The 25,497-nt window shown below is 46.2% G+C and carries 27 protein-coding genes; 7 read left to right on the forward strand and 20 right to left on the reverse strand.

Annotated elements, in window-relative coordinates:
• Positions 1–18: 18 nt before the first annotated feature.
• Complete coding sequence (locus tag ACMUEV_RS12065) at positions 19–1,248, forward strand: DUF445 domain-containing protein (protein WP_017288859.1); 1,230 nt, start codon at positions 19–21, stop codon at positions 1,246–1,248.
• Here ACMUEV_RS12065 and ACMUEV_RS12070 read toward each other — a convergent pair.
• The 6 genes from ACMUEV_RS12070 to grpE all read right to left on the reverse strand — a co-directional run bounded on the left by ACMUEV_RS12070 (position 1,235) and on the right by grpE (position 7,958).
• Positions 1,235–2,428 (reverse strand): AAA family ATPase, encoded by a 1,194-nt coding sequence (locus ACMUEV_RS12070; RefSeq protein ID WP_190652037.1) that lies wholly within the window; start codon positions 2,426–2,428, stop codon positions 1,235–1,237. The two genes, ACMUEV_RS12065 and ACMUEV_RS12070, sit on opposite strands and share 14 nt — an antisense overlap.
• A gap of 147 nt (positions 2,429–2,575) precedes the next feature.
• Positions 2,576–3,673, reverse strand: coding sequence for a small ribosomal subunit biogenesis GTPase RsgA (rsgA, locus tag ACMUEV_RS12075; protein WP_190652036.1), 1,098 nt, complete (start codon positions 3,671–3,673; stop codon positions 2,576–2,578).
• A gap of 4 nt (positions 3,674–3,677) precedes the next feature.
• A complete protein-coding gene (locus tag ACMUEV_RS12080) occupies positions 3,678–3,911 on the reverse strand; it encodes a sulfurtransferase TusA family protein (RefSeq protein ID WP_017288856.1) in 234 nt (77 codons plus the stop codon).
• The gene (gene dnaJ / locus ACMUEV_RS12085; protein ID WP_017288855.1) at positions 3,908–5,044 is read right to left on the reverse strand and encodes a molecular chaperone DnaJ; all 1,137 of its coding nucleotides are present in this window, start codon (positions 5,042–5,044) and stop codon (positions 3,908–3,910) included. The genes ACMUEV_RS12080 and dnaJ overlap by 4 nt, the downstream gene beginning before the upstream one ends.
• A gap of 96 nt (positions 5,045–5,140) precedes the next feature.
• Positions 5,141–7,090: a molecular chaperone DnaK gene (gene dnaK / locus ACMUEV_RS12090; protein ID WP_190652035.1), complete on the reverse strand. Its 1,950-nt coding sequence runs from the start codon at positions 7,088–7,090 to the stop codon at positions 5,141–5,143.
• Between the two features lie 184 nt (positions 7,091–7,274).
• Complete coding sequence (grpE, locus tag ACMUEV_RS12095) at positions 7,275–7,958, reverse strand: nucleotide exchange factor GrpE (protein ID WP_017288853.1); 684 nt, start codon at positions 7,956–7,958, stop codon at positions 7,275–7,277.
• Positions 7,959–8,161: 203 nt separating this feature from the next.
• Here grpE and ACMUEV_RS12100 point away from each other — a divergent pair, with 203 nt between their 5' ends.
• From ACMUEV_RS12100 to ACMUEV_RS12115, 4 genes are all read left to right on the forward strand, one after another.
• A complete protein-coding gene (locus tag ACMUEV_RS12100; RefSeq protein ID WP_017288852.1) occupies positions 8,162–10,162 on the forward strand; it encodes a GspE/PulE family protein in 2,001 nt (666 codons plus the stop codon).
• Positions 10,163–10,221: 59 nt separating this feature from the next.
• Entirely contained in the window at positions 10,222–11,325 is a 1,104-nt protein-coding gene (locus ACMUEV_RS12105; protein WP_225885737.1) for a type IV pilus twitching motility protein PilT, read from the forward strand.
• A 111-nt stretch (positions 11,326–11,436) separates the two neighbouring features.
• Complete coding sequence (locus ACMUEV_RS12110) at positions 11,437–12,660, forward strand: type II secretion system F family protein (protein ID WP_017288850.1); 1,224 nt, start codon at positions 11,437–11,439, stop codon at positions 12,658–12,660.
• A gap of 109 nt (positions 12,661–12,769) precedes the next feature.
• Positions 12,770–13,348, forward strand: coding sequence for a hypothetical protein (locus ACMUEV_RS12115; protein WP_190652034.1), 579 nt, complete (start codon positions 12,770–12,772; stop codon positions 13,346–13,348).
• A gap of 45 nt (positions 13,349–13,393) precedes the next feature.
• Here ACMUEV_RS12115 and ACMUEV_RS12120 read toward each other — a convergent pair whose 3' ends face one another.
• Genes ACMUEV_RS12120 through ACMUEV_RS12130 form a run of 3 tightly spaced genes read right to left on the reverse strand, consistent with a single transcriptional unit; the run spans position 13,394 to position 14,512 of the window.
• Complete coding sequence (locus tag ACMUEV_RS12120) at positions 13,394–13,873, reverse strand: ferredoxin (RefSeq protein ID WP_190652033.1); 480 nt, start codon at positions 13,871–13,873, stop codon at positions 13,394–13,396.
• A complete protein-coding gene (locus tag ACMUEV_RS12125; RefSeq protein ID WP_190652032.1) occupies positions 13,874–14,260 on the reverse strand; it encodes a DUF1257 domain-containing protein in 387 nt (128 codons plus the stop codon).
• A 42-nt stretch (positions 14,261–14,302) separates the two neighbouring features.
• On the reverse strand, positions 14,303–14,512 hold the full coding sequence (locus ACMUEV_RS12130; protein WP_017288846.1) for a DUF2997 domain-containing protein: 210 nt from the start codon (positions 14,510–14,512) through the stop codon (positions 14,303–14,305).
• 399 nt (positions 14,513–14,911) lie between these two features.
• On the opposite strand from ACMUEV_RS12130, the gene ACMUEV_RS12135 reads away from it, so the two are divergent.
• Positions 14,912–16,771, forward strand: a complete 1,860-nt coding sequence (locus ACMUEV_RS12135; RefSeq protein ID WP_190652031.1) for a serine/threonine-protein kinase — start codon at positions 14,912–14,914, stop codon at positions 16,769–16,771.
• Here the strand turns inward: ACMUEV_RS12135 and ACMUEV_RS12140 are convergent.
• The 11 genes from ACMUEV_RS12140 to ACMUEV_RS12190 form a co-directional block, all read right to left on the reverse strand.
• Positions 16,768–17,979 carry an ATP-binding protein gene (locus ACMUEV_RS12140; RefSeq protein WP_190652030.1) on the reverse strand — a complete coding sequence of 404 codons (1,212 nt, stop codon included), beginning with the start codon at positions 17,977–17,979 and terminating at the stop codon, positions 16,768–16,770. The genes ACMUEV_RS12135 and ACMUEV_RS12140 overlap by 4 nt on opposite strands.
• A 202-nt stretch (positions 17,980–18,181) precedes the next feature.
• The gene (locus tag ACMUEV_RS12145; protein ID WP_190652029.1) at positions 18,182–18,793 is read right to left on the reverse strand and encodes a hypothetical protein; all 612 of its coding nucleotides are present in this window, start codon (positions 18,791–18,793) and stop codon (positions 18,182–18,184) included.
• A gap of 78 nt (positions 18,794–18,871) precedes the next feature.
• Positions 18,872–19,426, reverse strand: coding sequence for a thylakoid membrane photosystem I accumulation factor (locus ACMUEV_RS12150; RefSeq protein WP_017288842.1), 555 nt, complete (start codon positions 19,424–19,426; stop codon positions 18,872–18,874).
• Between the two features lie 57 nt (positions 19,427–19,483).
• Positions 19,484–19,789: a hypothetical protein gene (locus ACMUEV_RS12155; RefSeq protein WP_017288841.1), complete on the reverse strand. Its 306-nt coding sequence runs from the start codon at positions 19,787–19,789 to the stop codon at positions 19,484–19,486.
• A gap of 95 nt (positions 19,790–19,884) precedes the next feature.
• Complete coding sequence (locus ACMUEV_RS12160) at positions 19,885–21,195, reverse strand: aminopeptidase P N-terminal domain-containing protein (protein ID WP_017288840.1); 1,311 nt, start codon at positions 21,193–21,195, stop codon at positions 19,885–19,887.
• A gap of 79 nt (positions 21,196–21,274) precedes the next feature.
• Positions 21,275–21,532, reverse strand: a complete 258-nt coding sequence (locus tag ACMUEV_RS12165; protein ID WP_026148721.1) for a TIGR03643 family protein — start codon at positions 21,530–21,532, stop codon at positions 21,275–21,277.
• Between the two features lie 333 nt (positions 21,533–21,865).
• A complete protein-coding gene (locus ACMUEV_RS12170; protein ID WP_190652028.1) occupies positions 21,866–22,612 on the reverse strand; it encodes an MBL fold metallo-hydrolase in 747 nt (248 codons plus the stop codon).
• 23 nt (positions 22,613–22,635) lie between these two features.
• Positions 22,636–23,232: an anthranilate synthase component II gene (locus tag ACMUEV_RS12175; RefSeq protein WP_017288837.1), complete on the reverse strand. Its 597-nt coding sequence runs from the start codon at positions 23,230–23,232 to the stop codon at positions 22,636–22,638.
• Positions 23,233–23,286: 54 nt separating this feature from the next.
• Positions 23,287–23,733 (reverse strand): diacylglycerol kinase, encoded by a 447-nt coding sequence (locus ACMUEV_RS12180; RefSeq protein ID WP_017288836.1) that lies wholly within the window; start codon positions 23,731–23,733, stop codon positions 23,287–23,289.
• 188 nt (positions 23,734–23,921) lie between these two features.
• Positions 23,922–24,416 (reverse strand): rRNA maturation RNase YbeY, encoded by a 495-nt coding sequence (ybeY, locus tag ACMUEV_RS12185; RefSeq protein ID WP_017288835.1) that lies wholly within the window; start codon positions 24,414–24,416, stop codon positions 23,922–23,924.
• Entirely contained in the window at positions 24,416–24,688 is a 273-nt protein-coding gene (locus tag ACMUEV_RS12190) for a DUF3285 domain-containing protein (RefSeq protein ID WP_017288834.1), read from the reverse strand. Before ACMUEV_RS12190 ends, ybeY begins: the two co-directional genes overlap by 1 nt.
• A 21-nt stretch (positions 24,689–24,709) precedes the next feature.
• Between ACMUEV_RS12190 and scpB the strand changes: the two genes are divergently transcribed.
• Positions 24,710–25,348 (forward strand): SMC-Scp complex subunit ScpB, encoded by a 639-nt coding sequence (scpB, locus tag ACMUEV_RS12195; RefSeq protein ID WP_190652027.1) that lies wholly within the window; start codon positions 24,710–24,712, stop codon positions 25,346–25,348.
• The last annotated feature ends 149 nt before the right edge of the window (positions 25,349–25,497 follow it).

Below are 25,497 nucleotides of genomic sequence, written 5' to 3' on the forward strand. Positions count from 1 at the left end.
CGCCTCTCCTGAAATCCTGTGGATCTCTCGACGCTCTGGCTATTTGTTGGACCTCCTGTAGTTGGCGGTGTGATTGGCTATTTCACCAATGACATCGCAATTAAGATGCTGTTTCGCCCTTATCGAGCAGTTTATATCGGGCGACGGCGAATTCCGTTTACGCCGGGTTTGATTCCAAGAAATCAAGAACGACTGGCGAAGCGAATCTCTGACACGATTATGGGATCGCTATTAACGCCCGAAGAATTACAAAATTTGGCGCGCCGACTGCTGCAAACAGAACGTGTCCAGGCTGCAATTCTTTGGTTGTTAAAATTATCGATCGAACAACTTCAAGAAAGCAAAGAACAAAAAACTGCAAAAATCTTAGGAAGTATTCTGAGAGATCTATTTGGGCAGTCTTTGCCTCGATTGCTGAAGGTTGTAGCCAGACAAGAAGAATTTCTTGAGGATCAGTTAAATCACATTTTTGATCAAGTCATTTTAGAGTTTCAGCTGAGTGAAGAACAAGCAGAGAAGCTGTCAGAATGGTTAATCGAAATTGTCATTCCACCTGATGTCTTGCGGCAGACATTAATCGATTTTTTGACCGATCGTAATATTCAAGTCATCGACGAAGGCTTCCGAGAAAAAACAAGCGGAACTTATTGGGTTGTTGCTAATTTATTTGGAGTACGGAATACTCTAACTCGTCTGAGAACGTTTTGTTTAGATGAGAAAGAAAATAGCAATGCCGTTCTAGCAGAGTTGACTTTCTCGTTAGGAGTCAAGCAGCGATTTAAAGAATGGCTACAGAATCTATCGTTACAAAATCTTCCTGTTGCAACAGTGAGACAACTTCGCAAAACCATGCGAGATAGTGTTCGTCACTATCTTCAAGATCGTGGCTCAGATGTCTTGCAAGGATTGAGCCAATCTGTCGATTGGGAAAATGTCGCATCTGTTGTTCTGAATCGCTTACAAAACTCAGAAGCAGTTCTTTCTTCTCTAGATCTAGTTAGCGAAGAATTAGCGCTCATTTTAGAGCGTTATTTGGAGAAAGATTTGGAGAAAATTGTCGCTCAAGCAATTCCAATCCTCAATATTGATCAAGTGATCACGGATCGAGTAAAAGCGACTTCTCCTGCTGATTTAGAAGCTGCAATTAATGGAATTGTGCGCAGCGAATTACAAGCGATCGTCAATCTAGGTGGAATTCTAGGGTTAATCATCGGAGCGCTTCAATCTGTTTCTCTTATGATTCGCTAAGCTGATCAGGTGAGGTCAAAATATCTTCTAAAATATCAACAATTCCGCTTCTATTCTCATAGACAAACACGAGATGATCTTTCGCACGAGTCATTGCAGTATAAAGCCCTGCTTGTTCTTCAAATTCCTCGGAAATCTCAGACAGTACGATAATCACAGCATCAAATTCAATACCTTTTGCTGCATTCCAAGAATCAATCAAAACCGACGATCGAGCCGTAAAATTCTTATCCCGTTCTGACGAGGTCATCGGTGCATGATGACTCACGCCTAAGCGAAATAACTCTTTGCTGATTTGAGTTTTTATGGCTCTTGCCTTTTCATCACCTGAATGAAATAGAATTCCGATCGAGGATTTTGCACAACTTTCTAGAGCAGTCTTGACTTGATTTGCAATCTTGATCGCAATTTTTTCTGATTCAATCTGAACTAAAAGAGGAGAAATTCCAGAACTCCGAGATGCTTTCTTTTTCGGTTCAATCAGTTTGTCGATCGACGGACTATTTTCGCGTTTTTCGATTTTAATCTCTGCTTTCGCCAAGGCAGGTTGAATAAACTTCCAAGCCAGTTCTAGAATTTCGGGCGAATTGCGGTAATTGAGATCAAAGATTTGCGATCGTCCTACAACATCAATTCCTAGTTTTGCCCAACTCCAGCCGCTTCTCCGACGATGTTCCTGCCCATATACAGATTGAGTATTGTCATAAACAAAGAATAGAGAATTCGTTTGACGATCGAGAACTTTCAATAACGCTTGAAACCATTCATCATAAAAATCTTGCGCTTCATCAACTAGAATTGCTTGATAATTCAAATCCGATTGATGTGCCAATTCAATCAACTTTTGTCTCGATTCTCTTGCTCGATCAGATACATAGCGATATTGAAAATTTTGAAACGCCCAACGATGGAATGTACTACATTCAACAGGATAAGTTAAGTTTGATTCAATCCATCCTTGCATGTAGCGATTGTAGGAAAGAACAAGAATACGATCAAATTGTTCTTCTACCAATTTCTTCACTCTTTGTTGCAGCACCAAAGATTTACCAGAACCAGCTACACCTCGGATTAAAGAATGCCCTCGAAGATTGAAATTCCTTGCCTGCTTCTGGGTCTCATCTAGCTCTGAAAAAATCGACCTCTGATGCATTGTTTTCTGAAAGTCAATCCACTGCATTCTTTTTCTCTCAAGCATTGCCTTGCCAGAGTGCCCAAGAATTTAATCTCGATCACTTAAAATCAGTCAGCTAGGAAACGAGATGATGCAGTTTATCGAGGGAGACTTCGTATCATCAGTCTGGATTTCAATCTTGAACGAACTCAACTATTCGTCTTCCTCACTTTTCATTAATTTCTCAATGTCTAATTTTCTCAGCGATTGTTGTTGATTTTTGCGCGATTCACGACGGTACTTCTTCGCTTCTAAACGCGGCTCAAACTGAGTTCCTTTTCCTTTCGATTTAAGCTTTAAAGCTTCATCAGGATCAGTTTGCTGATGAACCTGAATTTCATACGCGATCGCATCTTCCAAAAAATCTAAATAGTGCTCATATCGCTCCCAATCCCCGCGCACAGCACATCCAGGTTCATCTCGATGTAAACAATCACTAAACTGACAGCTTTTTCCTGCTAATTTCTGCCGTATCTCTGGAAAATATTGTGCTAATTCCTGGGGCAAACAAAACAAATCAGGCTGATTAAATCCTGGTGTATCTGCTAATAATCCGCCCGTTGGTAACTCAAAGAGTTCGACATGGCGCGTAGTATGCCGACCTTTCTCTAACTTGCCAGAAACAGCATTAACTGGTAAATCAACGCTTGGAATAATCTGATTAATTAAGCTCGACTTTCCAACACCCGATGGACCCGATGCGACTGTAATTTTGTTGTTTAAATACTGCTTTAATTCATCTAAACCAGATTTTTGACGAACGCTAATAAATATTGGGTGATAGCCCCATTCAGCTAGACGTTCTTTCCATCCTTGCTGCTCATCCTGCGAAACTAAATCGCTTTTACTTAACGCCAAGCTAACGGCTAATCCTGTCGATTCAGCCTTCACCAAAAATCGGCTCAATTGATATGGCTCGATCGTGGGAGATGCTAATGCAAAGACGAGCAAAATCTGATCCACATTGGCAATCGGCGGACGGTCTAATTCTGATCGTCTTTGCAAGACTTGAGAAATTGCGCCGCGATCGCCATTCCAATCTGCTTCCTCAATTAAAACCCGATCTCCCACCATCACGCGTTGCCCGATTTTCTTTAACCGAGTGCGTCGAGTACAGAGCAGCAGAGATTTAGGCAGGCTCTTTTGATGAAGCCGTACCCAATAAAAATTAGCTTGAACTGCTAGAACTGTACCTGTTAATGGCTCCTGATCAGGCTGATCCTCTTCCAAAACCTTGTCATCAGAACTCATAAGATCAGCGACGAATTTTGACCGCAAAAAAGCTCGATCGATCTTCGATGCTCTCAACCGTATAGCCTTCCATCGTCAGGCTATCAGGAACTTGCTCGATCGGCTCACCCGGATCAAGCCAAACTTCGAGCAAAGCTCCCTCTGCCATTTGTTCTAATTTCAACTTCGTCCGCACAAAATTGATCGGGCAAGGTGTCCCGCGTAAATCCATTTGTAGTGCTTCTTCTGCTTGACTCATCCGCCAAAAATCTTCCCAATAAAACCTTCAACACCGCCCTTTCCCACACGATCGCCGCGAATCTTTGCAAGTTTCTCCAGCAATTCGCGCTCCTCGGGAGTAATCCGCGTTGGAATATCCACTGACACCGTGATCAAATGATCGCCTCGGCTGACTGGATTTCCAAGTTTAGGAACTCCCTTATTTTCCAAGGTCAGAACTGTTCCTGGCTGTGTGCCTGCTGGAATGGTCAATTCTTCCTCACCATCAACGGTCTTCACCTCAATGCGAGATCCTAAAATTGCCTGCAAGTAGCTGATTTTGACTTCAGACAAGACATTAATGCCATCGCGCTGGAAATCAGGATCGTCGTTGATGAACAAATAAACATACAAGTCACCCGCAGGTCCACTGCGCTGACCCGCATCGCCTTCACCTGAAACTCTCAATCGGGTGCCATTATCCACCCCTGCCGGAATGGTAATTTTCAGTTTCTTCGTTTCTTGGCGCTGTCCGTTTCCGCTACACACTTCGCACTTCTCTTCAATCATCTGCCCTGTTCCATTACAGGTCGGACAAACTGAAACTTGAGTGAAACTCCCGAAGGGGGTACGAGTCGCCCGACGAACTTGACCCGCTCCAGAACAAGTTGTACAAGTTCTGGGACGAGTCCCTGGTTTTGCACCACTGCCATTACAGTTTGTGCAGGTCTCCAAATGGCTAATCCGAATTTCTTTCTCGCCTCCGAAAACCGCTTCTCGGAAGTCTAATTTCAGGTCGAGTCGGAGGTCATCCCCTCGAACCGGGCCGCCTCTTCGTCGAGTCTGTCCGCCGCCTGGAGCACCACCTGAAAATCCGCTAAAGAAACTTTCAAAGATATCCGCGAAACCACCCATGTCGCCGAAATCTTGATAGCCACCAGCAGCACCAGCACCAGAAACACCAGCCTCACCGAAGCGATCGTATCTTGCCCGTGCCTCCGGATCAGAAATCACCTCATAGGCGCGATTGATCTCTTTAAATCGCTCCTCTGCTCCAGGCTCTTTATTCACATCCGGATGATATTTACGGGCGAGACGACGAAAGGCTTGCTTGACTTCTTCCTTGTCTGCATCACGGGAAACGCCAAGAATTTCGTAGTAATCACGAGCCATAGGGTAGAGATTCAGGGGGTAAGAGGGCTAATAAAGGGATATACAAGGCGTTAAGGTAACGGTCTAGACTCCCTATCTTACTACCCTAACGCCGAACTAATCGACTGTTTCATAATCCGCAGTCACGGTTGCATCTGCCTCAAAGGTGAACCCACTCATATCAGCAGAAACGGTGTCATCTTCAAAACTCATCCGAGAACTGGTATCAGTTTCAAAAGGAGAGCTTGCGACAGGTTGAGCATGTTCATAAACTGCTGAACCAATGGTATACAGCAGTTGCTGCAACCCATCAAGATACGATTTCACCTCATCGATACTAACCTTTGGATCGGCGATCGCGCTCCTAAGTTGAACAATTTTCTCATTCGCTTGCGATTTCAAAGTGTCGCTGATGACTTCACCATTCTCTTTGAGAGTCATTTCATAACTGTGATAGAGGCTATCTGCCTGGTTTTTCAATTCAACCAACTGCATTCGCCGACTATCTTCTTCTGCGAAGAGTTCTGACTCTTGACGCATCCGTTCAATCTCACCCTCGCTCAATCCACCCGTATTGGAAATTTCAACGCTCTGAGCGCGCCCTGTCCCTTTGTCAAGCGCTGATACTTTGAGAATGCCATTCGCATCAATTTCAAAGGCAACTTCAATTTGAGGCACGCCTCTCGGTGCAGGTGGAATGCCCGTGAGTTGAAATTTACCTAGGCTCTTATTATCCCGAGCCATTGCCCGTTCACCTTGCAACACATGAATTTCAACGCAGGTTTGTCCATCCGTTGCGGTTGAGAAAACCTGCGTTTTACTGCTGGGAATCGTAGTATTGCGATCGATAATCCGCGTAAAGACTTCCCCCAATGTCTCGATCCCCAACGAAAGCGGCGTGACATCTAACAACAGCAAATCTTTGACTTCTCCACCCAATACGCCCGCCTGAATCGCTGCGCCGAGTGCCACTGCTTCATCTGGATTGACGGAACGGTCAGGAGTCTTGCCGTTGAAAAATTTCTTGAGTGCATCTTGAACGGCCGGAATTCGAGTCGAACCGCCGACGAGGATAATGCGATCTATATCTTCTGTCGTCAGATTCGCATCTTTCAACGCTTGCTCCATCGGATTGAGCGTCGCTTGAATCAACTCGTTTGCCAGCTCTTCAAACTTAGCGCGAGTCAGTTCTGTTTCTAAATGCTTTGGACCCGATTCATCGGCGGTAATAAACGGCAAATTAATCGATGTGCTGAGGGTTCCAGAAAGTTCGATTTTTGCCTTCTCGGCAGCTTCTCTCAGGCGTTGAAGCGCCATCTTGTCATCTGCAAGATTAATTCCTTCTTGTTGTAGGAACGTTTGGCTCAACCAATCTACGATACAAGCATCAAAATCGTCTCCACCCAAATGGTTATTGCCAGAAGTCGCCTTAACTTCAAAAACGCCATCCCCTAACTGCAAAATCGAAACGTCAAACGTTCCACCACCCAGGTCAAAGACCAAAACGCATTGGTCTTGATCTTGTTTCTCTAACCCATACGCAAGTGCAGCCGCAGTTGGCTCGTTAATAATTCTGAGAACTTCTAATCCTGCGATCGTGCCAGCGTCTTTCGTCGCTTGACGCTGAGCATCACTAAAATATGCAGGGACCGTAATCACCGCTTGGGTGACTTCTTCGCCCAGATAATTTTCTGCATCCTGCTTGAGTTTTTGCAGGATCATGGCACTAATTTCTTGAGCTGTGTAATTACGATCGCGAATCCTCACATCTACGGTCGCATCTTTCCCATTGACGCAGTTGTAGGGAACCCGTGAGCGTTCGACCTGTGTATCATCCCATCGCCGACCAATAAACCGTTTGATACTAAATACAGTGTTTTCCGCATTAGTGACAGCTTGTCGCTTTGCCAATTGACCGACTAGGCGATCACCCGCCTTGCCAAATCCGACCATACTTGGCGTGGTTCGCCCGCCCTCAGAATTGGTAATGACTAAGGGCTGACCGCCCTCCAACACAGCTACACAACTGTTGGTTGTTCCTAAGTCGATGCCGATGACTTTTCCCATAACTAGCGCTGCCGAAAGTACGCGAGGTGAACGCAGAACATAAAGTTCTAAGTTAGTTCTCCGTACCATACGGATATCTTTGAACTAACTTTCCGAATGATTCCCTATTGCAGAAATTTTTTAACGCTGCGCTGACAGGCAACCTGATCCAGTCGCTCTATCCTCGGTACTTTCACGAACAGACTTAGCCTTCAGTCTCGGCACTATCGCCATCTTCAGGAGGTGCTGCAACTTTGACCATGGCATGACGCAGAACTTTATCCTCGAGCATGTATCCCCGCATCAGTTCTTCAATCACGGTTCCTTCTGGATGTTCACTGGTCGGTTCGCGCATGACTGCTTCGTGCAGATTCGGATCAAATTCTTTCCCTTCTGCTCGCATTGGTGCAACACCGACTTTCTTCAAGCGATCGACCATATCCTTATAGACACCCTGATAGCTCTTATGGATGTTCGCTTCACCATCAGTTTGCGGCTTAATCTGCGATCGTGCTCGCTCAAAGTTGTCTACAACCGGAAGCAACTCTTTCACGGTGCTGCATTTAATTTGAGTTTCTAACTCTTCTTTTTCGCGCTGAGTGCGACGACGGAAATTCTCAAAATCGGCGGCAATCCGCATGTACTGATTGTTGAGTTCATCTGCTTGCTTTTTCAGACCTTCAATTTCTCGCTCTTTCGCAGCATAATTCGATCGCAATTCCATAAATGCCGCTTCATAATCCGTTTCATCTTCAGATTCAGAAGCTGTTGCAGCAACTTCCGTTTCCACGGCTTCACTCGCTGGCTCAGACGGAGTAGAAGTTGGTTCAGAAGATTCACTGGCTGAAACTTGAGTTTCGTCTACTTGTTGATTTTGTTCGTCGATCATCGTGCGCTAATTCCCCTGTATAGAACGCTGGCTTAAGCAAACTTCTTCCATCCTAGCGAATGAGTCCTCAGATGCCGCACTGCTTACAACCGTTAAGCATCATATCGCACTGCCTTCGGTTTGAAGCTCGATCTCATTCAATCCAAGCGTTCTTCAAAAAACATTTTGGGAATGCTCAATAAGGTGATCTTCGTTCATCCGTTATGACAAACTCTTCTTCTCAGCGGCGCGCCCTTGTTGTTCAAAACAATTTTTCGCCGTTTGGCAATAAATTGATTCAATCTGGCTATGTCAATAACGAGCAAATGCAGCAGGCTCTTATTGAATGTCGAAAGTCAGGTAGACCGCTGACTGCCGTGCTAGAAGCGCTGACCGGGCAGCAACTGTCACCGGATTTGATTCGCCAATATAAACGGCAGCAACTGTTTGAGTTGAAGATTCTTTACGGCGTTGAATCTCTTGATCCTGAACTCAATCAGGTTTCTTCCGCTCAAGTCGGGCAGTTAATCGACACGTTGATTCCAATTGAGCTTTGCCGTCGTTATAATCTCATTCCCCTTTCTCAAAGCGAGACCGATCCACCTTTTGTGCTTGTGGCAATGGTGGATCCCGACAATCTAGCAGCGCAGGATGAATTAAATCGCATCTTACGTCCAAAAGGCATTGGATTGCAGCGATTAGTCATTACGATCGATGATTATCAGCGGCTGATTTCTACCTACATGGATGCTCGGCTTGAGCAGGAGAAGCAGCTTGAAGCCCAATCTAGAGTAGATGTGCGCTCAGATCTCGAAGGGTTAGAATCCCTTGCCGAGCTATCAGAAGATGACAGCGCAGAGATGGATCTCGATGCTGGTGCTGAGGCTGATGCCGCTCCGATCATTGCGCTGGTGAATAAAATTCTGATTAAAGCACTGCAAATGGCAGTCTCTGATATTCACATCGAACCGCAAGAAGAATCTCTCCGCATCCGATTTCGTAAAGATGGAGTCTTACGAGAAGCGTTTGAGCCTTTTCCGAAGAAGATTATCCCCGCAGTTGTGGCACGCTTCAAAATTATTTCTCAACTCGATATCGCAGAACGTCGAGCGCCGCAGGATGGCCGGATTCGCCGGATTTATGACGGTCGCAAAGTAGACTTCCGAGTCAACACACTCCCCAGTCGCTATGGCGAAAAAGTTGTCCTTCGGATTCTAGATAATTCGGCGACACAGCTTGGACTCGATAAGTTGATTACGGACGAAACTTCTTTGAGAATCGTTCAAGAAATGGTGAAACGTCCTTTCGGTCTCATGTTAGTAACTGGCCCCACGGGGTCCGGAAAAACCACAACACTGTACTCAGCTTTGGCTGAACGTAACGAACCTGGAGTCAACATTAGTACGGCTGAAGACCCGATCGAGTATTCTCTCCCTGGAATTACCCAAGTTCAGGTCATCCGGGAAAAAGGGATGGACTTCGCTGCAATTTTGAGAGCGTTCCTACGACAAGATCCGGACGTCATTCTGGTCGGTGAGACCCGCGACAAAGAAACAGCAAAAACCGCGATCGAAGCTGCTCTGACGGGTCACTTGGTTTTGACCACTCTCCACACCAATGATGCCGCAGGTGCGATCGCTCGACTCGATGAAATGGGAGTTGAACCCTTCATGGTGTCCGGCGCATTGCTGGGTGTTGTTGCTCAGCGTTTGGTTCGGAAAGTCTGTGACGAATGCCGAATCCCTTACCAACCTTCCCCCGAAGAACTTGCTCGCTTCGGATTAACCAGTGCGGGTGATGCCCAACTGACGTTATATAAAGCCAACACTTTAAGTCCCCAGGAAATTCAGGAAGCTCGCTCGAAAAATCAACTTTGTCAGAAATGTAGCGGGGTTGGTTATAAAGGACGACTCGGGGTTTATGAAGTGATGCGAGTGACAGAAGCGCTTCAGACCTTAATTACAGAGGGCGCTCCGACTGAACGAATTAAAGAAGTAGCTGTGGAAGAAGGAATGCAAACCCTACTCGCTTACAGCTTGGATCTTGTTCGCAAAGGACTTTGCACGCTTGAAGAAATTGAGCGGGTCACCTTCACTGACACTGGACTCGAAGCCGAACTCAAGGCAAAGCGTAAGACTTCGCTCACCTGCCGGACTTGTGGAGCAGAAATGCAGCAGGATTGGCTCGACTGCCACTATTGCACGACTCCGCGCTTCCAAGATTAATCCTTGACCTTAACTCATTTGCACTCGTTCTTATCTCTTAAGGAGCAACTCACATGGAAATGATGATCGAAGACTTGATGGAACAACTCATCGAAATGGGCGGTTCTGACATGCACCTGACCGCAGGACTGCCGCCTTATTTTCGCATCAGCGGACATCTTCAACCCGTCAGCGATCATGTTCTCAGTGCAGAAGAATGTCAGCGTTTGATTTTCAGTATGCTGAATAACACTCAGCGCAAAACACTAGAGCAAAACTGGGAGCTTGACTGCTCTTATGGTGTGCGCGGATTAGCTCGTTTTCGGGTCAATGTCTACAAAGATCGCGGAACTTACGCTGCATGTCTACGGGCACTCAGTTCCAAAATTCCAAATTTTGAAAAACTGAATCTTCCCGATGTCGTTCGAGAAATGTCCGAAAAGCCAAGAGGATTAATCTTAGTTACAGGTCCTACCGGTTCAGGTAAGACAACGACTTTAGCTGCAATGATTGATTTGATCAACCGCACTCGTGCAGAACATATTTTGACGATCGAAGATCCGATCGAATTTGTATACGAACCTATCAAAAGTTTGGTTCACCAACGCCAGCTTCATGAAGATACAAAGAGCTTTGCAAATGCTCTAAAAGCAGCTCTCCGGGAAGATCCAGATATTATTCTGGTTGGGGAAATGCGGGACTTGGAAACTATCTCACTAGCAATTTCTGCGGCAGAAACAGGTCACTTAGTTTTCGGCACGCTCCATACGAGTTCTGCGGCACAAACCGTTGACCGGATGATTGATGTCTTTCCATCCGAGCGTCAAACGCAAGTGCGGGTGCAGCTTTCCAACTCACTCGTTGCAGTCTTCAGCCAAACGCTGGTGCCGAAGAAGAATCCCAAACCGGGTGAATATGGGCGAGTCATGGCTCAGGAAATTATGATTGTCACCCCTGCGATCGCCAACCTGATTCGTGAAGGGAAAACCGCCCAAATTTACTCAGCAATTCAGACAGGCGGAAAATTGGGAATGCAAACCCTTGAAAAAGTGCTAGCTGATCAATACAAAGCTGGACTAATTACATTTGAAGCCGCCGCCTCTAAAACTTCTCGTCCTGATGAACTTCAGCGCTTAATTGGTGGAGTTCCGAATGGTGCAGCAGGCACAGCAGTGAAGCGCTAACTCAAGTTACTCACACCTTCTACTCAACATCTTAGTGAGAAGGTGATTTTTTAGATCGATCACTTTGCGGAATCCGCATCTTCCATTTTTTCTACCTCTTACCGAAAATCTATGCCAACCTATGTTGCCCGCGTCCGAGACGCTAAAGGAAACGCCAAAAAGGAAAAAATTATCGCGGATTCTCTAAGTGATGCGCGGTCTGCCTTGCGTGAACAAGGACTGTTTGTGCAAGAACTGAAAGAAAACGAAGCCTTTGATATCAATAAGAGCTTTGCCAATTTTCAAACTTCAATGGTTTCTGTCACGGTCAAAGACAGAGCAGTATTTTCGCGTCAGTTTGCAGCACTTGTAAACGCAGGGGTTGCCCTAGTTCGAGGATTAGGTGTATTGGCGGATCAGTGCACCAATCCCAAATTGAAGAAAGCACTGATGGAAATTAGCTCAGATGTTCAGCAAGGGGTCAACCTGTCTGAGGCGATGAGAAAACATCCTCAATGCTTTGATGGCTTATATGTCAGTATGGTGCAAGCTGGGGAAACGGGTGGAGTACTCGATGAAGTGCTCAATCGCTTGGCAAAACTGCTTGAGGATGTTGCCCGCTTGCAGAACCAAATTAAATCAGCGATGAGCTACCCAGTTGTAGTTGGGGTGCTTGCAACACTAATTTTCTTGGGAATGACGATCTTCTTAATCCCAATCTTTGCAAATATCTTTAAACAAATGGGGGGCGATCTGCCAGCATTTACTCAACTCATGCTGGATATCAGTGCTTTTCTAACCAGTCCATCAGCGTTTAGCCTTTTTATTATTGTTCCATCAATGGTTTTCGCGTACAAGCAGTATTACAAAACTCGCGTTGGCCGCGAAACAATGGATCGCTTCTTTTTAAAGATGCCATTATTTGGTGATCTCATTCAGAAAACTGCAACTGCGAGGTTCTGTCGGACTTTTGGGGCATTGACTCGATCGGGCGTTCCAATTTTGACCTGTTTGGAAATTGTCCGGGACACTTCGGGAAATCAGATTGTCGCAAACGCGATTGATGAAGCCCGCAAAGAAATTCAGACAGGCGGCATGATCAGTATTGCGTTACAAAAAGAGCAAGTTTTTCCAGCAATGGCAATTCAAATGATCAGCATTGGTGAGGAAACCGGCGAGATCGACAAAATGCTGATGAAAGTTGCAGATTTTTACGAGGATGAAGTTGAGCAAGCTGTGAAAGCCCTAACAAGCATTATGGAACCGATTATGATTCTGTTTTTGGGCGGCATGGTCGGCAGTATTCTCGTTGCAATGTACTTACCGATGTTTGCCATCTTTGAAAAGCTCGGTTAGTGCGCAATCACATTCCGTTATTTTACAAATTCGGGTCAGATGTATGGGGCACAAGTTCACCGCATCTGACCTTTGTTGTTCATCTATTGTTGATCCCAAAGCCGTCGCAATGTCCGCTCAAAAAGTTCAATACGAAGAATTACTCGCCACATATAGTCATTCCACAGAAGCGATCGAGCTTCTAAAATGCCACCGCGCCTATCTAGAAATGATTCCAAGTATGCGACGGGCAGAGGAGAGTGTGCTTACGATTCCATTGCCGATCGTGCGAATTCGCCATACAACAATGGCAGCCAATGGAACCAACATCACAACGCTTGAATCTCATCTTTTGCCGTGTGAATTAGCAATCTTGATGTGTGATCCAGAGTGGAAAATCAAAACCGGAAAAGAAATCTTTATCTTTATTCATCAACCCGATGAAGATTTTTCTGAGCTGTTAAGTCGTTGGCGACGGACACAAATTGTTTTAGAGAAAGATTATGAGTGGGTGATGCCACCTCGTCACCAGCACATCCTGAATGATGGGGCTGACAAAATATACCCTCTATTTGTCGTCTTTGAAGAGACACCTGAACGGATTATACGCGGCTTGAAAGGCGCGCATCTGCCCTTTACCCTGCAAGGCGCAAGCAATGATCGCTCTGAGTTAGAGGAAGCGTCTGACTCTCTGGCTCCTGAAGAATGACGATTAAAAAACCTTTCAACTTAATGATCAAGAGATTTTTTCAATTCAGCTATCTTGAGTCCTACGTTTGAGTCTTGATTTCTGGTGTCGGCGACTTACCGCAATCATGGCATGGTCAACTGGGAAACCTGCAACTGGAATGACTTGATACTTACGCTCCTCTTCCAGTCGTTTTAACTCAGCGTAATTGACCCAGTGAATACAATCGACAGGACAGGTCTCGATCGCTTCTTGAATGAGTTCTTCAGCGTCCCCGTCTTGGCGAATCACACGCGATCGGCCGTAGTCTGGCTCAATATAGAAAGTATTTCGGGCAACGTGAGCACAATGCTTACAGCCGATGCAAGTAATTTCATCGACGTACACACCCTTTTGTCGGAAAACTCCTCCCAACTCAGGCTCAAAACCTGATCGCCCTTCTGTCTCACGAAGAAACCCACCCAATTCGGGTTCCAGTCCAGACCGTTCGGGGTCAACCCCAGAGGGAGAATTATCACCTTCGGGTAGTTGGAAGGAGTCAGCCATTTACGCGCTCCAGCGTTGTAAAACTAGACGAATCGAACCATCTTCGTTCTTTTGCTGCTCGGCAACCTGGAAGCCTTTGTCAGCGCCTTCATTCACAATTGTGTGATAAGCGTAGCGCTGCGTTACCTTACTCAAGAAACGATCGACGGAGTTATCCAAATTCCAGAACTGAAGGTCGGCAACCAGCTCATATTCGTGACCGTTCCAGGCAAAACCGACATCGTAACCGTTGTTTTGTTCGATCACAACTTCTGCAGATTGAGTCTGACCGCGATATCCCCGAACGTCTCGAGGACCGGTTTTCCAGTCCATTCCTAAATCCGAGAGCGCAGATTGTAAGGAAGTGAGGTTGCGGATTTGAGTTTTGATTTGACTAAAATGTGACATGGCAAATGGTTACGAATCGAATTGTAAGGGGTCTATACGAACTTACCAATCGCTGTACGTTGCTTGGGTCTTTACCGTTTCGGATTGCTGAACCGTTTGGGCAAAGTATTCAGAGGTGCGTTCTTGGGCGATAACTCGACCCAACTGAGCTTCGATCGCAGCAGTGACTTCTTCGCAAGAAGTCCCAATAATTCCGGTTACTTTCTCTTGCACCCGACCGTCTGGATAGATGATGAACTCTAACGTCTCCATGCGCTTTGCCCAATGTCTAGAAGGTACTTAGCAAAATGTCTGGGAATGGAAGGCTTGTCAAACAAAGTCGAAAGTTACTTCTATTCAAAGTTCCAGCAATTTCACTTTAAAACGTTACAGAACTTAGCAGCTAATAAGAGTGGTTTCTGATTATCTGTCAGTTTCGCTTAACTTCCTAAGAGAGTCAAGCCAAAACACCAGTGAAATGCTTTACATAAGTATGCATTTGGTCAACTCATGCCTTCCTCTATCAACGGAGTGATCCCGATAGAAGGCAACCGATTGAAATTTTGCCGTCGCGGTGAGGGGTTTCACCCCATAGGAATAATACCGAAGTCTGAGTAACAATTATTACAGCAAGTCATCCCTTGCGCTGTTTTCAAAGTTGTGCATCCCACTATGGTATCTTCGATCGCATCAGGAACGCTGCTCCGGCAACGGTATTTGATCAAGCAAATCTTAGGTCAAGGCGGATTTGGACGAACCTATTTAGCCGTTGACCAAGAACGGTTTGATGAGCTATGCGTTATTAAGGAATTTACTGTTCCATATCAAGATGACAGCTTAGTGGAGAAAGCGAAAGCACTGTTCCAGCGTGAGGCAAGTACGCTTTATCAAATTCAGCACCCGCAAATTCCTCGGTTTTGGGCAGCATTTGAGAGTGAACAGCGGCTGTTTCTCGTTCAAGATTTTGTGCAAGGGCAAACGTATCGGGATTTATTGCAGGCTCGACGGCAGAACGGAGAAGCATTTTCTCAAGCCGAAATTTTACATTTGCTGAATCATTTATTGCCTGTTCTAGCTTATTTGCACGATCGAGATATTATTCATCGAGATATTTCTCTGGAAAACATCATCTTGAGAGCCGCTGAAGTGCGTGAAAGGGTGATTCCGGCTGTCGTGACACCAACGACGAACCAAAGCTTGCCGATATTAATTGATTTTGGCGCAGTGAAGGAAGCAGCAAGTCATTGGCCGATTATTTCGACGATTACTCGGGTAGGAAAGGTGGGTTATGCTCCTCCCGAGCAGCTACAAACGGGGAATGTTTCTCCACATAGTGACCTCTATGCGTTAGGAGCGACCTGTCTAGTACTCCTGACAGGTCGAGAGCCTCAAAATCTTCTGGATAGCCAGACGTTGGCATGGCAATGGCAGCCTTATAGTCAGATCAGCGATGAGTTGGCATTGATATTTCAGAAAATGCTGTCGCTGCATCCGAGCGATCGCTATCAATCTGCACGCGAAGCATGGGCAGACCTACAGCCCTTGATAGAGGAATCGGTAAAAAGCACCCTACTGAATCCGATGTCACAGCCGCTTCAGTTGATTGAACGAGAGATTGCACCCGCAGCAAGAGATACCAGCTTGAAGCAGGTCACGACGACAATTAGGACGCGATTATCGATGAGCAGCAACACTGAGAATGAGGCTTCGGGTAGGTCAAGATCAGGACTCTCTAGAAGTTCTTCAGTATCTAGAAAGACTTCAACGATGAGCAGATTCGCAGTTCCGACCGCGATCGCAACCAGCCTACTGGTTTCTACAGGAATTGGATTGCATCTGTTTCGGATCACAGATCCCTTACCAAGTACCCAACAGATCAGGACAGCTGCTCCTTTTCGGAATTCCGGAACTGTGAGTAATGGAGAGCCGCAGCGGATTGTCATCCCAGCGGGAGAAATTTCGGCTGTGCTGCAAGGAAACTTACTGGAGCAAACCTCTCAACCCTATACTGTTGAAGCTGCACAGGGGCAGATTATGACTGTGACGGTTGAAGGAACAGGGGTGTTGATGAATTTGCTGCAATCGAATGGGCAGGCAATTGATAGTTCGTCTCATCAGACTCGGAATTGGACAGGTCAGTTGCCAAAGAACGATCGGTATACGATTCAGGTAACAGGAGTAGGCTCATATTCGCTAGATGTGGCAATCACGCCCATTTCGCAATTTATCGATTCAAATATTCAGCATGTTCGATTCCCACGCAACAAGACACAGACAGTAGTCACTGGAAAGCTTCAGCCTAATCAAAGTCGCAAATATTTGTTAAAAGCATCTGGTCGCCAAGTGATGGCAGTACGCGTTCTGAAAGGGAAATCGCTCCTAACAGTTCTTGCACCAAATGGGCAGCGCATTGGCGGCAGTTCGACTGAGTCGCAGAATTGGCAGGGACGTTTGCCCATGGATGGTGAATATACGATCGAAATTATTTCGGACAAGCCAGAAGAATTTGCCCTTGGATTTGAGATTTACTAAACGGCTAGAGTGAGTGGAAGTTGAACCTGCACGGTTGTGCCCTGTCCTACTTTACTCTTGATGTCGATCGTACCGCCCTGTAATTCGACACATTGTTTGACGATCGATAATCCTAAGCCGCCACCTGCGATTGTATCTACGTTTTTCGCACGGTGAAATGGCTCGAAAATTAAGGGTAAATCTTGTTCTGGAATGCCCGCACCTTGATCGCTGACTGTCAACACAACGTGATCGCCAGAGCATTGCACTTTTAAGTTGATCGGTTGGTGTGCAGGAGAAAATTTGAGGGCATTGCTCAAAAGATGATGCAAAATTAAGGTCAGCAATTCTGGATCAAGCATGACCTGAGTGCAATTGCCAACATAGTTCAATTCGATTTCGCCTTGAATATCTGACAGTAAGCTGCTGCAAAATCGATGTAGGTCAAATGTATGCAGCTGCAATTCGATGCCTTCAGCCTCTGTTTTTCGGAACGTAAGCGCATTGGTGAGAATCGTTGTCATTGATCGAACGGCTTCGCGGATTTTTTGGAAATAGCGAGAGCGACGTTCTTCGGAACAGTCTGTTCCTAGTCGTTCTAAAAGTTCGGCAGAGGTCAGGACGATCGCCAATGGAGTCCGAAATTCGTGCGAAGTCGTTGTGATAAACCGAGATTTTAGCTCTTTCAGTTCGTCTAAAGCTTGTGTAACTTCCGTAGCCGATCGTTCACGCTCTTCGATTTCAATCTGAAGCCGCGCGTTGACTAAGGCTAATTCACAAGTGCGTTCCTGGACGAGGCGCTCGAGTTGTTGTTGGTCTTGGTGACGTTGCAGGGCAATTGCGATCGCGCTATACAGTTCACTCGGCTCGATCGGCTTTAATAAAAAGCCAAAAGGCTCAGCTTGTTGGGCTGAATTCAAAGTACTTGCATCGGTATACCCGGTGAGAAATACGACCGGGATTTTCCAGCGATCGTGGATGGTTTGGGCAACTTCAATCCCCGTTTGCTGACCTTTCAGTCCAATATCCATCAAAACGAGATCAGGTGCTGTATTTGCAACAAGAGCCAAAGCAGATTTTGCAGAGTTCGCGATACCTGTAACCGCATAATCTGCAGCTTCTAGGCGTGAGCAAAGATTTAGCGCAACGATGCCTTCATCTTCAATAATGGCGATCTTTTCACCCACCATTTTTTGCTCACCTGCCTGGGTTGAAAGTGATGATTTCACAAGCACATTCTTTCACTAAATTAGGAACTCAATTGATGCACCTAGATGTATAAAATGCTACTTATTATTGAAAAACAGAACTCATTTATGCAGGGTTAAAAGATAGACTATACCCTACATAAAACGTTGGAAAATCATGCTCTGAAGTGTTTATTATTCTAGTCTAATTTCAACAGAAATCTTTTGCATCGAAAATAGCGTGCTATCCAATTGGAACATAGCCAGGTTGCACAGCATGAATGTACTCACTGCCAGATTCGGGAAACCCACGACGGTAGACAGCTTCTTCGGGTTTGCCCCAGCCGAGTTGCAAGATCAGTTCTAGAGTTTCGTCTTTTCCTTGCTGGCTAAGGACAGCCCATTCTGAGCGGTGCAAAATGCGATCGATATCTTTTTGAGCAATCAGCTGGTACAGTTTACCGCTGTTCATACTGAGATAGAGATCTAATTCAGTCGTGAGATTTTGCCAGAATTGCACAATCTTAATTTTCTCGGCTCTGAGAATTGCAAGATCAGAAGGCAGACTGATAAGGTGTTCATGAATTTTGGGGCAAGTACAGGTTTTCCCCTTGATCGTCATCGATGACCAGACGATGCCTGAGACTTGATGCTCGAGCTGGTACTGGTGAATTGCTGTGCGGAAGTCTCGGTAGGCAGTAAATCGCTGAATTCCGTCCGAGTTGACGAAGCGATCAAGCAGGGGATTAATGCCAGAGGGCATTGCCGCAAGATTGAGGCGTTGCCCATTCATGCAGGCGTGCCGCTCTCGTGACAGGATTTGGATCAGTTCCTCAGTGCTATAGATTTGGGGCATCTCAGGCAAAGGGGCTAGGTGTCCTATCCGTCATAGTACCGAGTAAATCTAGAGCCGTGGGCTTTTCTGATCTGATTCTTAAGATTTTGATTGAGGAACGAGTTCGGAATTGATTTCGTTGACTGGGCGACGTTTGAGAATGACCGATTCTGATCGAGGTAGCAAATCAAAGACTTTGCGAAATTCGTCATCGATTTTTTCGTAAGGAATCGAGCCAATTTCGTTGAGGCGCACTTTTCCGTTTTGGTCAAATAAGACAGTTTGAGGAACGAAGCCTTTGTAGTAGTAGCCTGGTTCTTTGGGATCAAATTTGGCTTTGATGGGGAGCGAATCGACTCGAATTGGGAGAATGTCGATGACGCGCCCATAGAAGGCTTGAGTTTGAGAAACGATGTTGGTGTATTGTTTGCAGTCGCTGCTGTCGTCTGTGTAGAACACAAGCAGTGCAGGTTTCTTTTGGTTGAAAGAGTCGGCTAAAGTGACTTTGGGGGGAACGAGTGAGCCATTTCCAGCATAGAGTGCGAAGATCTCGCCATCATATCGATCGTCGGTCAGACTTGCCCAAGCCGGTTGAGCGATCGTAAAACAGACGATGAAAACGGCGATAAAAACAGAGACTAAACGGTTCAACATAAGGGTCAGGAGAAAAAACGTCACTCATATCTCATTGTGACGGAAGACGGGCGCATCTCACTGATCGAGTTTTTCCGGCTTGCGAATGGTGAAAGAAACTTCCTGAGGAAATTTCGGTGTGGAGGATTGCGCGATCGTCGGAGGTGCGCTAGGGATGAGGGGTTCTTCAGGAGGCGGAACAGTGTTGAGCAGATTAAAGGGAAAGCCGGCGCGGCGATCAAAGTTAGATGCGATCGCGAGAAATGCGCCGCCTAAGATAAAAATTGGCAGAGGTAATTTGATCTCGCTTGCCCATTCAAACGCTTGGGAGAAGATGAAAAAAATGACAAAGCAGATCAGTCCAAATTGTGCCGTTGATCCCATGAGTTTCTCTGGTTCACGCTACAGCTTGTTATAGTACACCTGATTTTAATCTTTGTCGCACTGTGTGCGTAGATGCGCTGCACAGTGCGAATTTCTTATCGCTCCATTGCTTCAAGTGATTTCGGAACTGCTGCGGTCAGGATTTCATTGGACGTTTCTGTCACTAAGACATCATCTTCAATCCGAATGCCAATTCCTCGCCAGCGATCGCTAATTTCCGGCTGTCCTTCGAGCGGTTGGAAGTCCTCGCGAATATAAATTCCCGGCTCAACCGTCACGACTTGTCCCGGTTGAAAATTCAACCAGGTTTCTCCGACTTTTCGCGCGCCTGCGTCATGTACATCTAAGCCGAGCCAGTGTCCTGTTCCATGCATGAAAAAGGCTTTGTATTTTTCCTCTTTGATGATTTCTTCGATATCACCTTGTAGTAAGCCTAATTCCAGCAATCCTTCCGTGATGACTCGAACCGATGCATCATGAAATTCATTCCACGGCTTGCCAGGTTTGACTTGTTCGATCGCAGCAAGTTGCGCCTTCAACACCAATTCATACAAAATCCGCTGCTCCTCAGTAAACTGATTGCCGACCGGATAGGTGCGGGTAATGTCTGAGTTGTAATAGTTGTAAGAACAGCCTGCGTCAATGAGTAAAAGCTCGCCGTCTTGCATTTGGCGATCGTTTTCGGTGTAGTGCAGAATGCAAGAATTTTTGCCGGATGCAACGATCGAAGGATAAGCAATGCCTTGCCCACCTCTGAGCCGAAATAAATGCTCCATTTCGGCTTGAATCTCATACTCATACATTCCAGGCTTGCGAATTTTCAGAGCCAGATTATGCGCTTCCGCCGCAATTTCAACCGCCCGCCGCATCTCGGAAAGCTCGTATTCGCTTTTCACTTGTCGCATAGGGTGCAGGGTAAAACTTGGATCTTCGATCGACGTAGGCCCTACTCCATTGCGTTCATATAAAGCGACACAGCGCTGCCAAAGTCTGAGAACGAGATCGTTAAACGTGCGATCTCGTCCAAAGTGATAGTAAAGTTTTTCAGCTTTCGTGACATACTGCCCTAATTTCTCATTGAGTTCAGTAATCGGATAAGCTTCATCCGCTCCATAGAGTTCTTTCGCTGCCTCGACTCCGATGCGATAACCTGTCCAGGTTTCCTTATCTCGATCCTTTGGCTGCACAAATAGAATAAATTTGTGTTCTTCATGCCAGGGTGCAAAGACTGCGACTGCATCAGCTTCGTTGAATCCCGTCAGATAGTAAAAGTCGCTATCTTGGCGGAAATTGTATTCCACATCGTTGTGCATCACTGCCATCGGCGCACTGCGAAAAATTGCTGTGCCGTTACCAATTTTTGCCAAGTAGCGATCGCGTCTTTGCTGAAATTCGGAATGGAGCATGAATCTAGAAGGATGAAGGATAAACGAGTGTTGCCACACAGCTTTTATTTTAGGACGGCTCTCTAATCTGGTACGTCTTCTAGGAGCCTTTCTGATTCTGAGAGCGAAACCGTCCTTCTACAAAATCTCGCTGTTTCAAATGCTTGGTTTTGCGTCCTGTCACTCGTTTCCGCCACATCTCAAAGCTCGATCGCTTCATTTCTCGTCGCATTAGTGCAATCGTCTGTGGCTCATCCAAACCAAATTGCAGTGCGATCGCTTCAAAGGGAGTGCGATCTTCCCATGCCATTTCAAGAATTCTGTCGATTGTTTCGGAGTCTAGGTCTGGTAATTTCACGGCTTTACTCGTTACAAGTGCTACTTACAGTACGAGGGTTTACTGTCACAAAATCTAGTGTAAAAACAAAGTCAAGATTCAGTGATCAGAATTGACTCAAGTTGTCGAGCCATTGAGAATGCCCTCCGAATAGAATTCGGTGCTATACAAACGAAGTTCACCGCTGTGGACTAACCGCGAAAAGGGCTGTTAGTGTGCGAAGGTACACTTTGTTCGTTTAGCCGCGAATTCCATTCGCCAAGGCGCAATGATTTCAGGAAGTCTAACTAAATGGCTCAATCATGCAAGGTGAAAATCCCAGAGTAGATGCGGAGCGCGAACTCCCTAAATTCGTTAGGCGTAAGTCATAACCTGAATCACCGATCCCTCCTTCGGCAAGTTTGCCTTAGTTAAGGAAATTGAGCTTCCGCCCTTTCTTACAGGCGTCCCACTCATCACGCTCAGAAACGCATCCAATCCGCCAATATCACACTGTTCTTTTGCTGCTGCCGTCCGGTAGTACATGGGCACGATGATCTTGGCATTCAGTACCTGCAATGCCTGTTTTGCCTCTTGTGGGTCATACGCTTTCGCTCCGCCCCCAACAGGCAGAAACACGACATCTGGACTGCCAATCAAAATCTTTTGCTCTAACGTGATCGGAGCCGCAGCCCCACCTAAATGCACCACATTCAGACCACCCTGCGACCAACGCCAAGCGATATTACGACCGAATCGTTTTCCACCGACGCGATCGTGATCCATTGCAATTCCCTGCGCTTTGAATCCGTTAATGTCATAGGCACCTGATTCCACTAACAGCTTTGGATTCCCAGGCACAACATCGATCGCACCCTCATCGAGAATTTGGCTACTAATCATAACTAAATCAGCTGCAACCTTCGGTGCGCGATAGCCAGCAGTACAGCCTGCACTTCGGAAAGGATTCACTAAGATGCGCCTTCCACCCCCGGTAAACAGGAAACACATATGACCTAAATACTGCACGGTTAATCCGCCCGACTGTGCTTGCGCTGCAATTGGAACTGCGCCCGCAACCAAGCCCGCACCTGCGTACTGAATAAACTGCCTGCGTTTCATACTCCCTCACACCAAGTTTTGAATTATTGACCTTGAATCGATCGCAAAAAGTTCCGTAACAGTTGCTTGCCAGAACTTGTCAACACGCTTTCTGGATGAAACTGCACCCCTTGAATGTGCGGATACTCGCGATGGCGAACGCCCATAATCGTTTGATCCTCGACCCAAGCCGTAATCTCTAGCACTGCTGGACAACTTGATCGATCAATCACCAGACTATGATACCGAGTTGCGGTCATCGGATTGTCGAGTCCTTCAAACACTCCGGTATCTGTATGCTTCACTTCCGAAGTCTTGCCATGCATTAATACAGGCGCGGATACAATCTCGCCGCCAAAAACTTGCCCGATACTTTGATGTCCCAGACAAACACCTAGAATCGGAGTGTTGGCTCCCAATTGCCGAATGAGTTCCATCGAGATTCCGGCATCTTCAGGTCGTCCGGGTCCGGGTGAAATGACGATCGCATCCGGTTGTAATGCGCGCACTTGATCCAGTGTAATTTGATCGTTGCGATAGACCTGGATGTCAGATGCGATCGCGAATTCTTCGCCCAATTCTCCCAAGTATTGGACGAGGTTATACGTAAAACTGTCGTAATTATCAATGACCAGAATCATGAAAGACTGCCTTGAATCAGTCTTTTCAGTTTCTCAGAAATTCTAGAAAATTACCTACAAGACTAACCAAAGTTTTGGCAATAAAATGCAGCCTGCGACTAAAACTGCTGCGATCGCTGACACTAAAACCGCTGCTGCTGCACAGTCTTTGGCGATTTTTGCGAGTTCGTGATAGGTCTGTTTAACGGTTAAATCGACCACAGATTCTATCGCAGTATTCAATAATTCCATCGCGAGAACTAAGCCGATTGTTAAACCAATCACAGCCAGTTCAACGACGCTGGCATGGAGAAGCAACCCTAATCCGATCGCGATTGATCCCAAACAGACATGAATTCTGAAATTTCGCTGAGTCAGAAATGCATAGCTGACCCCCATCCAGGCATAGCGAAAGCTCGTGAAGAGAGTAGGTGCAACTTGCCAAGCCAGATCCCGTTCAGGTTTGACCAGAGGGACGACTTTGGGACGTTTTGGGGACTGAGTGGGGACTTCTTGAGACATACGCAGACCAGGTGAGAAACCAGTGAAGATACTTTAGCAATACCCTCATGGCGCGGCTATCGCATCAGATCACAGTAAACACAGTATTACAACATTGTTAGGAAAGGTAAAGCTCGACCTGAGAAAATAAATCTGCAAAATACAATTGCTCAGAGAGAATAGTCCTGGGTTGCATTTCTCAACATTTTCTACCGTTTTGCGTCCAATCCCACTGCATTCAGTAAAATCTGCTGCTGATCTAACATTCGTAGCAAACTTGCATCGTCGGGATGATCCCACCCAAGAAGGTGAAGCAGTCCATGCGCAGCAAGCCAAGCCAGTTCCGTTTCTAAATTGTGGGGAGCGGCTTGTCGTTCGGCAGTTTCAACCGAAATGACAATATCCCCTAAATAAAGCGGTTCTGTCTCTAATTCATCAATCTGTGGACAGTCTACCTCTAGGGATGCGAAGGCGAGTACGTCAGTTGGCTGATCTTTGTGGCGATAGTTTTGGTTGAGAGACTGAATTTCGCGATCGTCGGTTAATCGTAAGCTCAGTTCATAATTTTCCTGGGGATGAAGCGGCGCTCCATCGAGTTCAGGTTTTAGGAGATCAAGCCACTGCCGAAACCAAATTTCCCAGGTTTCGGGCTGAATGGACGAGTTTTGAGGACAGCAATCCTGAACGCTTAATTCGACTTGCATTAGCGGGTCAAATAAGAAAGAACGACAAGCGTGCCCAATAAGCCAATCGTGGTGAGGGCAAAGTGAAAAATCGATGTCCCGCGTTTGCGAACCATATTCCGCATTGCCAGTTTGACGTAGCTAGGCTGCGGCTCTTTTGGGGTTTCAGAAATTGGGGTTTCAGAAGTTGGGGTTTCGGGAAGATCCGTCATGAGAACTGATACATGATGAAAGGCAATTTCTAATGTAACAAGTTCAGCGCCTTTGCTGAAGTTTGCTACTCTATTAGTCATTCTTTTTCTGATGCGATTCTCATGACTCGTCTGACCACTACGCTTGAAGCAATTCTTTATCTCAAAGCGCAACCGATGACGATCGCGCAACTCGCTGAATTAGCAGGATTCGATCGGCAAACCACCGAAGAGGGATTGATGGAGTTGATGTCGGATTATGCTCACCGCGACGGGGCACTGGAAATCGCTGAAACAGATTCAGGATATAGTTTGCAACTTCGCGAAACGTATCAGAATTTGATTAATGCGCTGATTCCAGCAGATTTGGGAGTTGGGGCACTGAGAACTTTGGCGGTGATTGCCCTGAAAGGTCCAATCAGCCAAACAGAATTAGTTGAGATTCGGGGATCAGGAGTCTATCAACATATTCCTGAACTGGTGGAATTGGGATTTGTGCGGAAACGGAAAAATTCAGATGGTCGATCGTCGTTAGTACAGGTGACAGATAAGTTCCATCAGTATTTTCAGATTAATCAAGATATTGGGCAGTTGATTCAGAAGAAGCCGAAACCCGAGGAATCTGTTGCGGCAGAGACTGTGGAGGAGGTTTCAGAAGACTCTATCATCGAGGAATCTGTTGCGCCAGAGACCGTGAAGAAAGTTTCAGAGAACTCTGTGCTGGAAGAGCCTAATGAGGTGGAAGTTAGTTCTGTTGGTTGAGATGTGTACGATCGAAGCATCTCTGAGAGGATGTTTGCAACGTATCGTTCATCGCGTTCCCCCGCCCTGGAATGGAATTCCGGGCTAGTTGAACAAAGTCCACTAAAGGGACTAACAGCCAAGCAGAATCAGATCTTCAGTCCCTTTAG

Source organism: Leptolyngbya sp. FACHB-1624, assembly GCF_047649235.1.
Taxonomy (GTDB): domain Bacteria; phylum Cyanobacteriota; class Cyanobacteriia; order Leptolyngbyales; family Leptolyngbyaceae; genus Leptolyngbya; species Leptolyngbya boryana.

What these genes read in the sequence shown, in the direction of transcription:
- ACMUEV_RS12120 (WP_190652033.1), bottom strand. Translation starts at nt 13,873, where the DNA reads ATGGCTGACTCCTTCCAACTACCCGAAGGTGATAATTCTCCCTCTGGG.
- ACMUEV_RS12135 (WP_190652031.1), top strand. Translation starts at nt 14,912, where the DNA reads ATGGTATCTTCGATCGCATCAGGAACGCTGCTCCGGCAACGGTATTTG.
- dnaK (WP_190652035.1), bottom strand. Translation starts at nt 7,090, where the DNA reads ATGGGAAAAGTCATCGGCATCGACTTAGGAACAACCAACAGTTGTGTA.
- dnaJ (WP_017288855.1), bottom strand. Translation starts at nt 5,044, where the DNA reads ATGGCTCGTGATTACTACGAAATTCTTGGCGTTTCCCGTGATGCAGAC.
- ACMUEV_RS12155 (WP_017288841.1), bottom strand. Translation starts at nt 19,789, where the DNA reads ATGGGATCAACGGCACAATTTGGACTGATCTGCTTTGTCATTTTTTTC.
- ACMUEV_RS12150 (WP_017288842.1), bottom strand. Translation starts at nt 19,426, where the DNA reads ATGTTGAACCGTTTAGTCTCTGTTTTTATCGCCGTTTTCATCGTCTGT.
- ACMUEV_RS12100 (WP_017288852.1), top strand. Translation starts at nt 8,162, where the DNA reads ATGACAAACTCTTCTTCTCAGCGGCGCGCCCTTGTTGTTCAAAACAAT.
- ACMUEV_RS12115 (WP_190652034.1), top strand. Translation starts at nt 12,770, where the DNA reads ATGTCCGCTCAAAAAGTTCAATACGAAGAATTACTCGCCACATATAGT.
- rsgA (WP_190652036.1), bottom strand. Translation starts at nt 3,673, where the DNA reads ATGAGTTCTGATGACAAGGTTTTGGAAGAGGATCAGCCTGATCAGGAG.
- ACMUEV_RS12110 (WP_017288850.1), top strand. Translation starts at nt 11,437, where the DNA reads ATGCCAACCTATGTTGCCCGCGTCCGAGACGCTAAAGGAAACGCCAAA.
- ACMUEV_RS12130 (WP_017288846.1), bottom strand. Translation starts at nt 14,512, where the DNA reads ATGGAGACGTTAGAGTTCATCATCTATCCAGACGGTCGGGTGCAAGAG.
- ACMUEV_RS12170 (WP_190652028.1), bottom strand. Translation starts at nt 22,612, where the DNA reads ATGAAACGCAGGCAGTTTATTCAGTACGCAGGTGCGGGCTTGGTTGCG.
- ACMUEV_RS12160 (WP_017288840.1), bottom strand. Translation starts at nt 21,195, where the DNA reads ATGCTCCATTCCGAATTTCAGCAAAGACGCGATCGCTACTTGGCAAAA.
- scpB (WP_190652027.1), top strand. Translation starts at nt 24,710, where the DNA reads ATGACTCGTCTGACCACTACGCTTGAAGCAATTCTTTATCTCAAAGCG.
- ACMUEV_RS12080 (WP_017288856.1), bottom strand. Translation starts at nt 3,911, where the DNA reads ATGAGTCAAGCAGAAGAAGCACTACAAATGGATTTACGCGGGACACCT.
- ACMUEV_RS12070 (WP_190652037.1), bottom strand. Translation starts at nt 2,428, where the DNA reads ATGCAGTGGATTGACTTTCAGAAAACAATGCATCAGAGGTCGATTTTT.
- ACMUEV_RS12180 (WP_017288836.1), bottom strand. Translation starts at nt 23,733, where the DNA reads ATGTCTCAAGAAGTCCCCACTCAGTCCCCAAAACGTCCCAAAGTCGTC.
- grpE (WP_017288853.1), bottom strand. Translation starts at nt 7,958, where the DNA reads ATGATCGACGAACAAAATCAACAAGTAGACGAAACTCAAGTTTCAGCC.
- ACMUEV_RS12125 (WP_190652032.1), bottom strand. Translation starts at nt 14,260, where the DNA reads ATGTCACATTTTAGTCAAATCAAAACTCAAATCCGCAACCTCACTTCC.
- ACMUEV_RS12175 (WP_017288837.1), bottom strand. Translation starts at nt 23,232, where the DNA reads ATGATTCTGGTCATTGATAATTACGACAGTTTTACGTATAACCTCGTC.
- ybeY (WP_017288835.1), bottom strand. Translation starts at nt 24,416, where the DNA reads ATGCAAGTCGAATTAAGCGTTCAGGATTGCTGTCCTCAAAACTCGTCC.
- ACMUEV_RS12145 (WP_190652029.1), bottom strand. Translation starts at nt 18,793, where the DNA reads ATGCCCCAAATCTATAGCACTGAGGAACTGATCCAAATCCTGTCACGA.
- ACMUEV_RS12105 (WP_225885737.1), top strand. Translation starts at nt 10,222, where the DNA reads ATGATGATCGAAGACTTGATGGAACAACTCATCGAAATGGGCGGTTCT.
- ACMUEV_RS12190 (WP_017288834.1), bottom strand. Translation starts at nt 24,688, where the DNA reads ATGACTAATAGAGTAGCAAACTTCAGCAAAGGCGCTGAACTTGTTACA.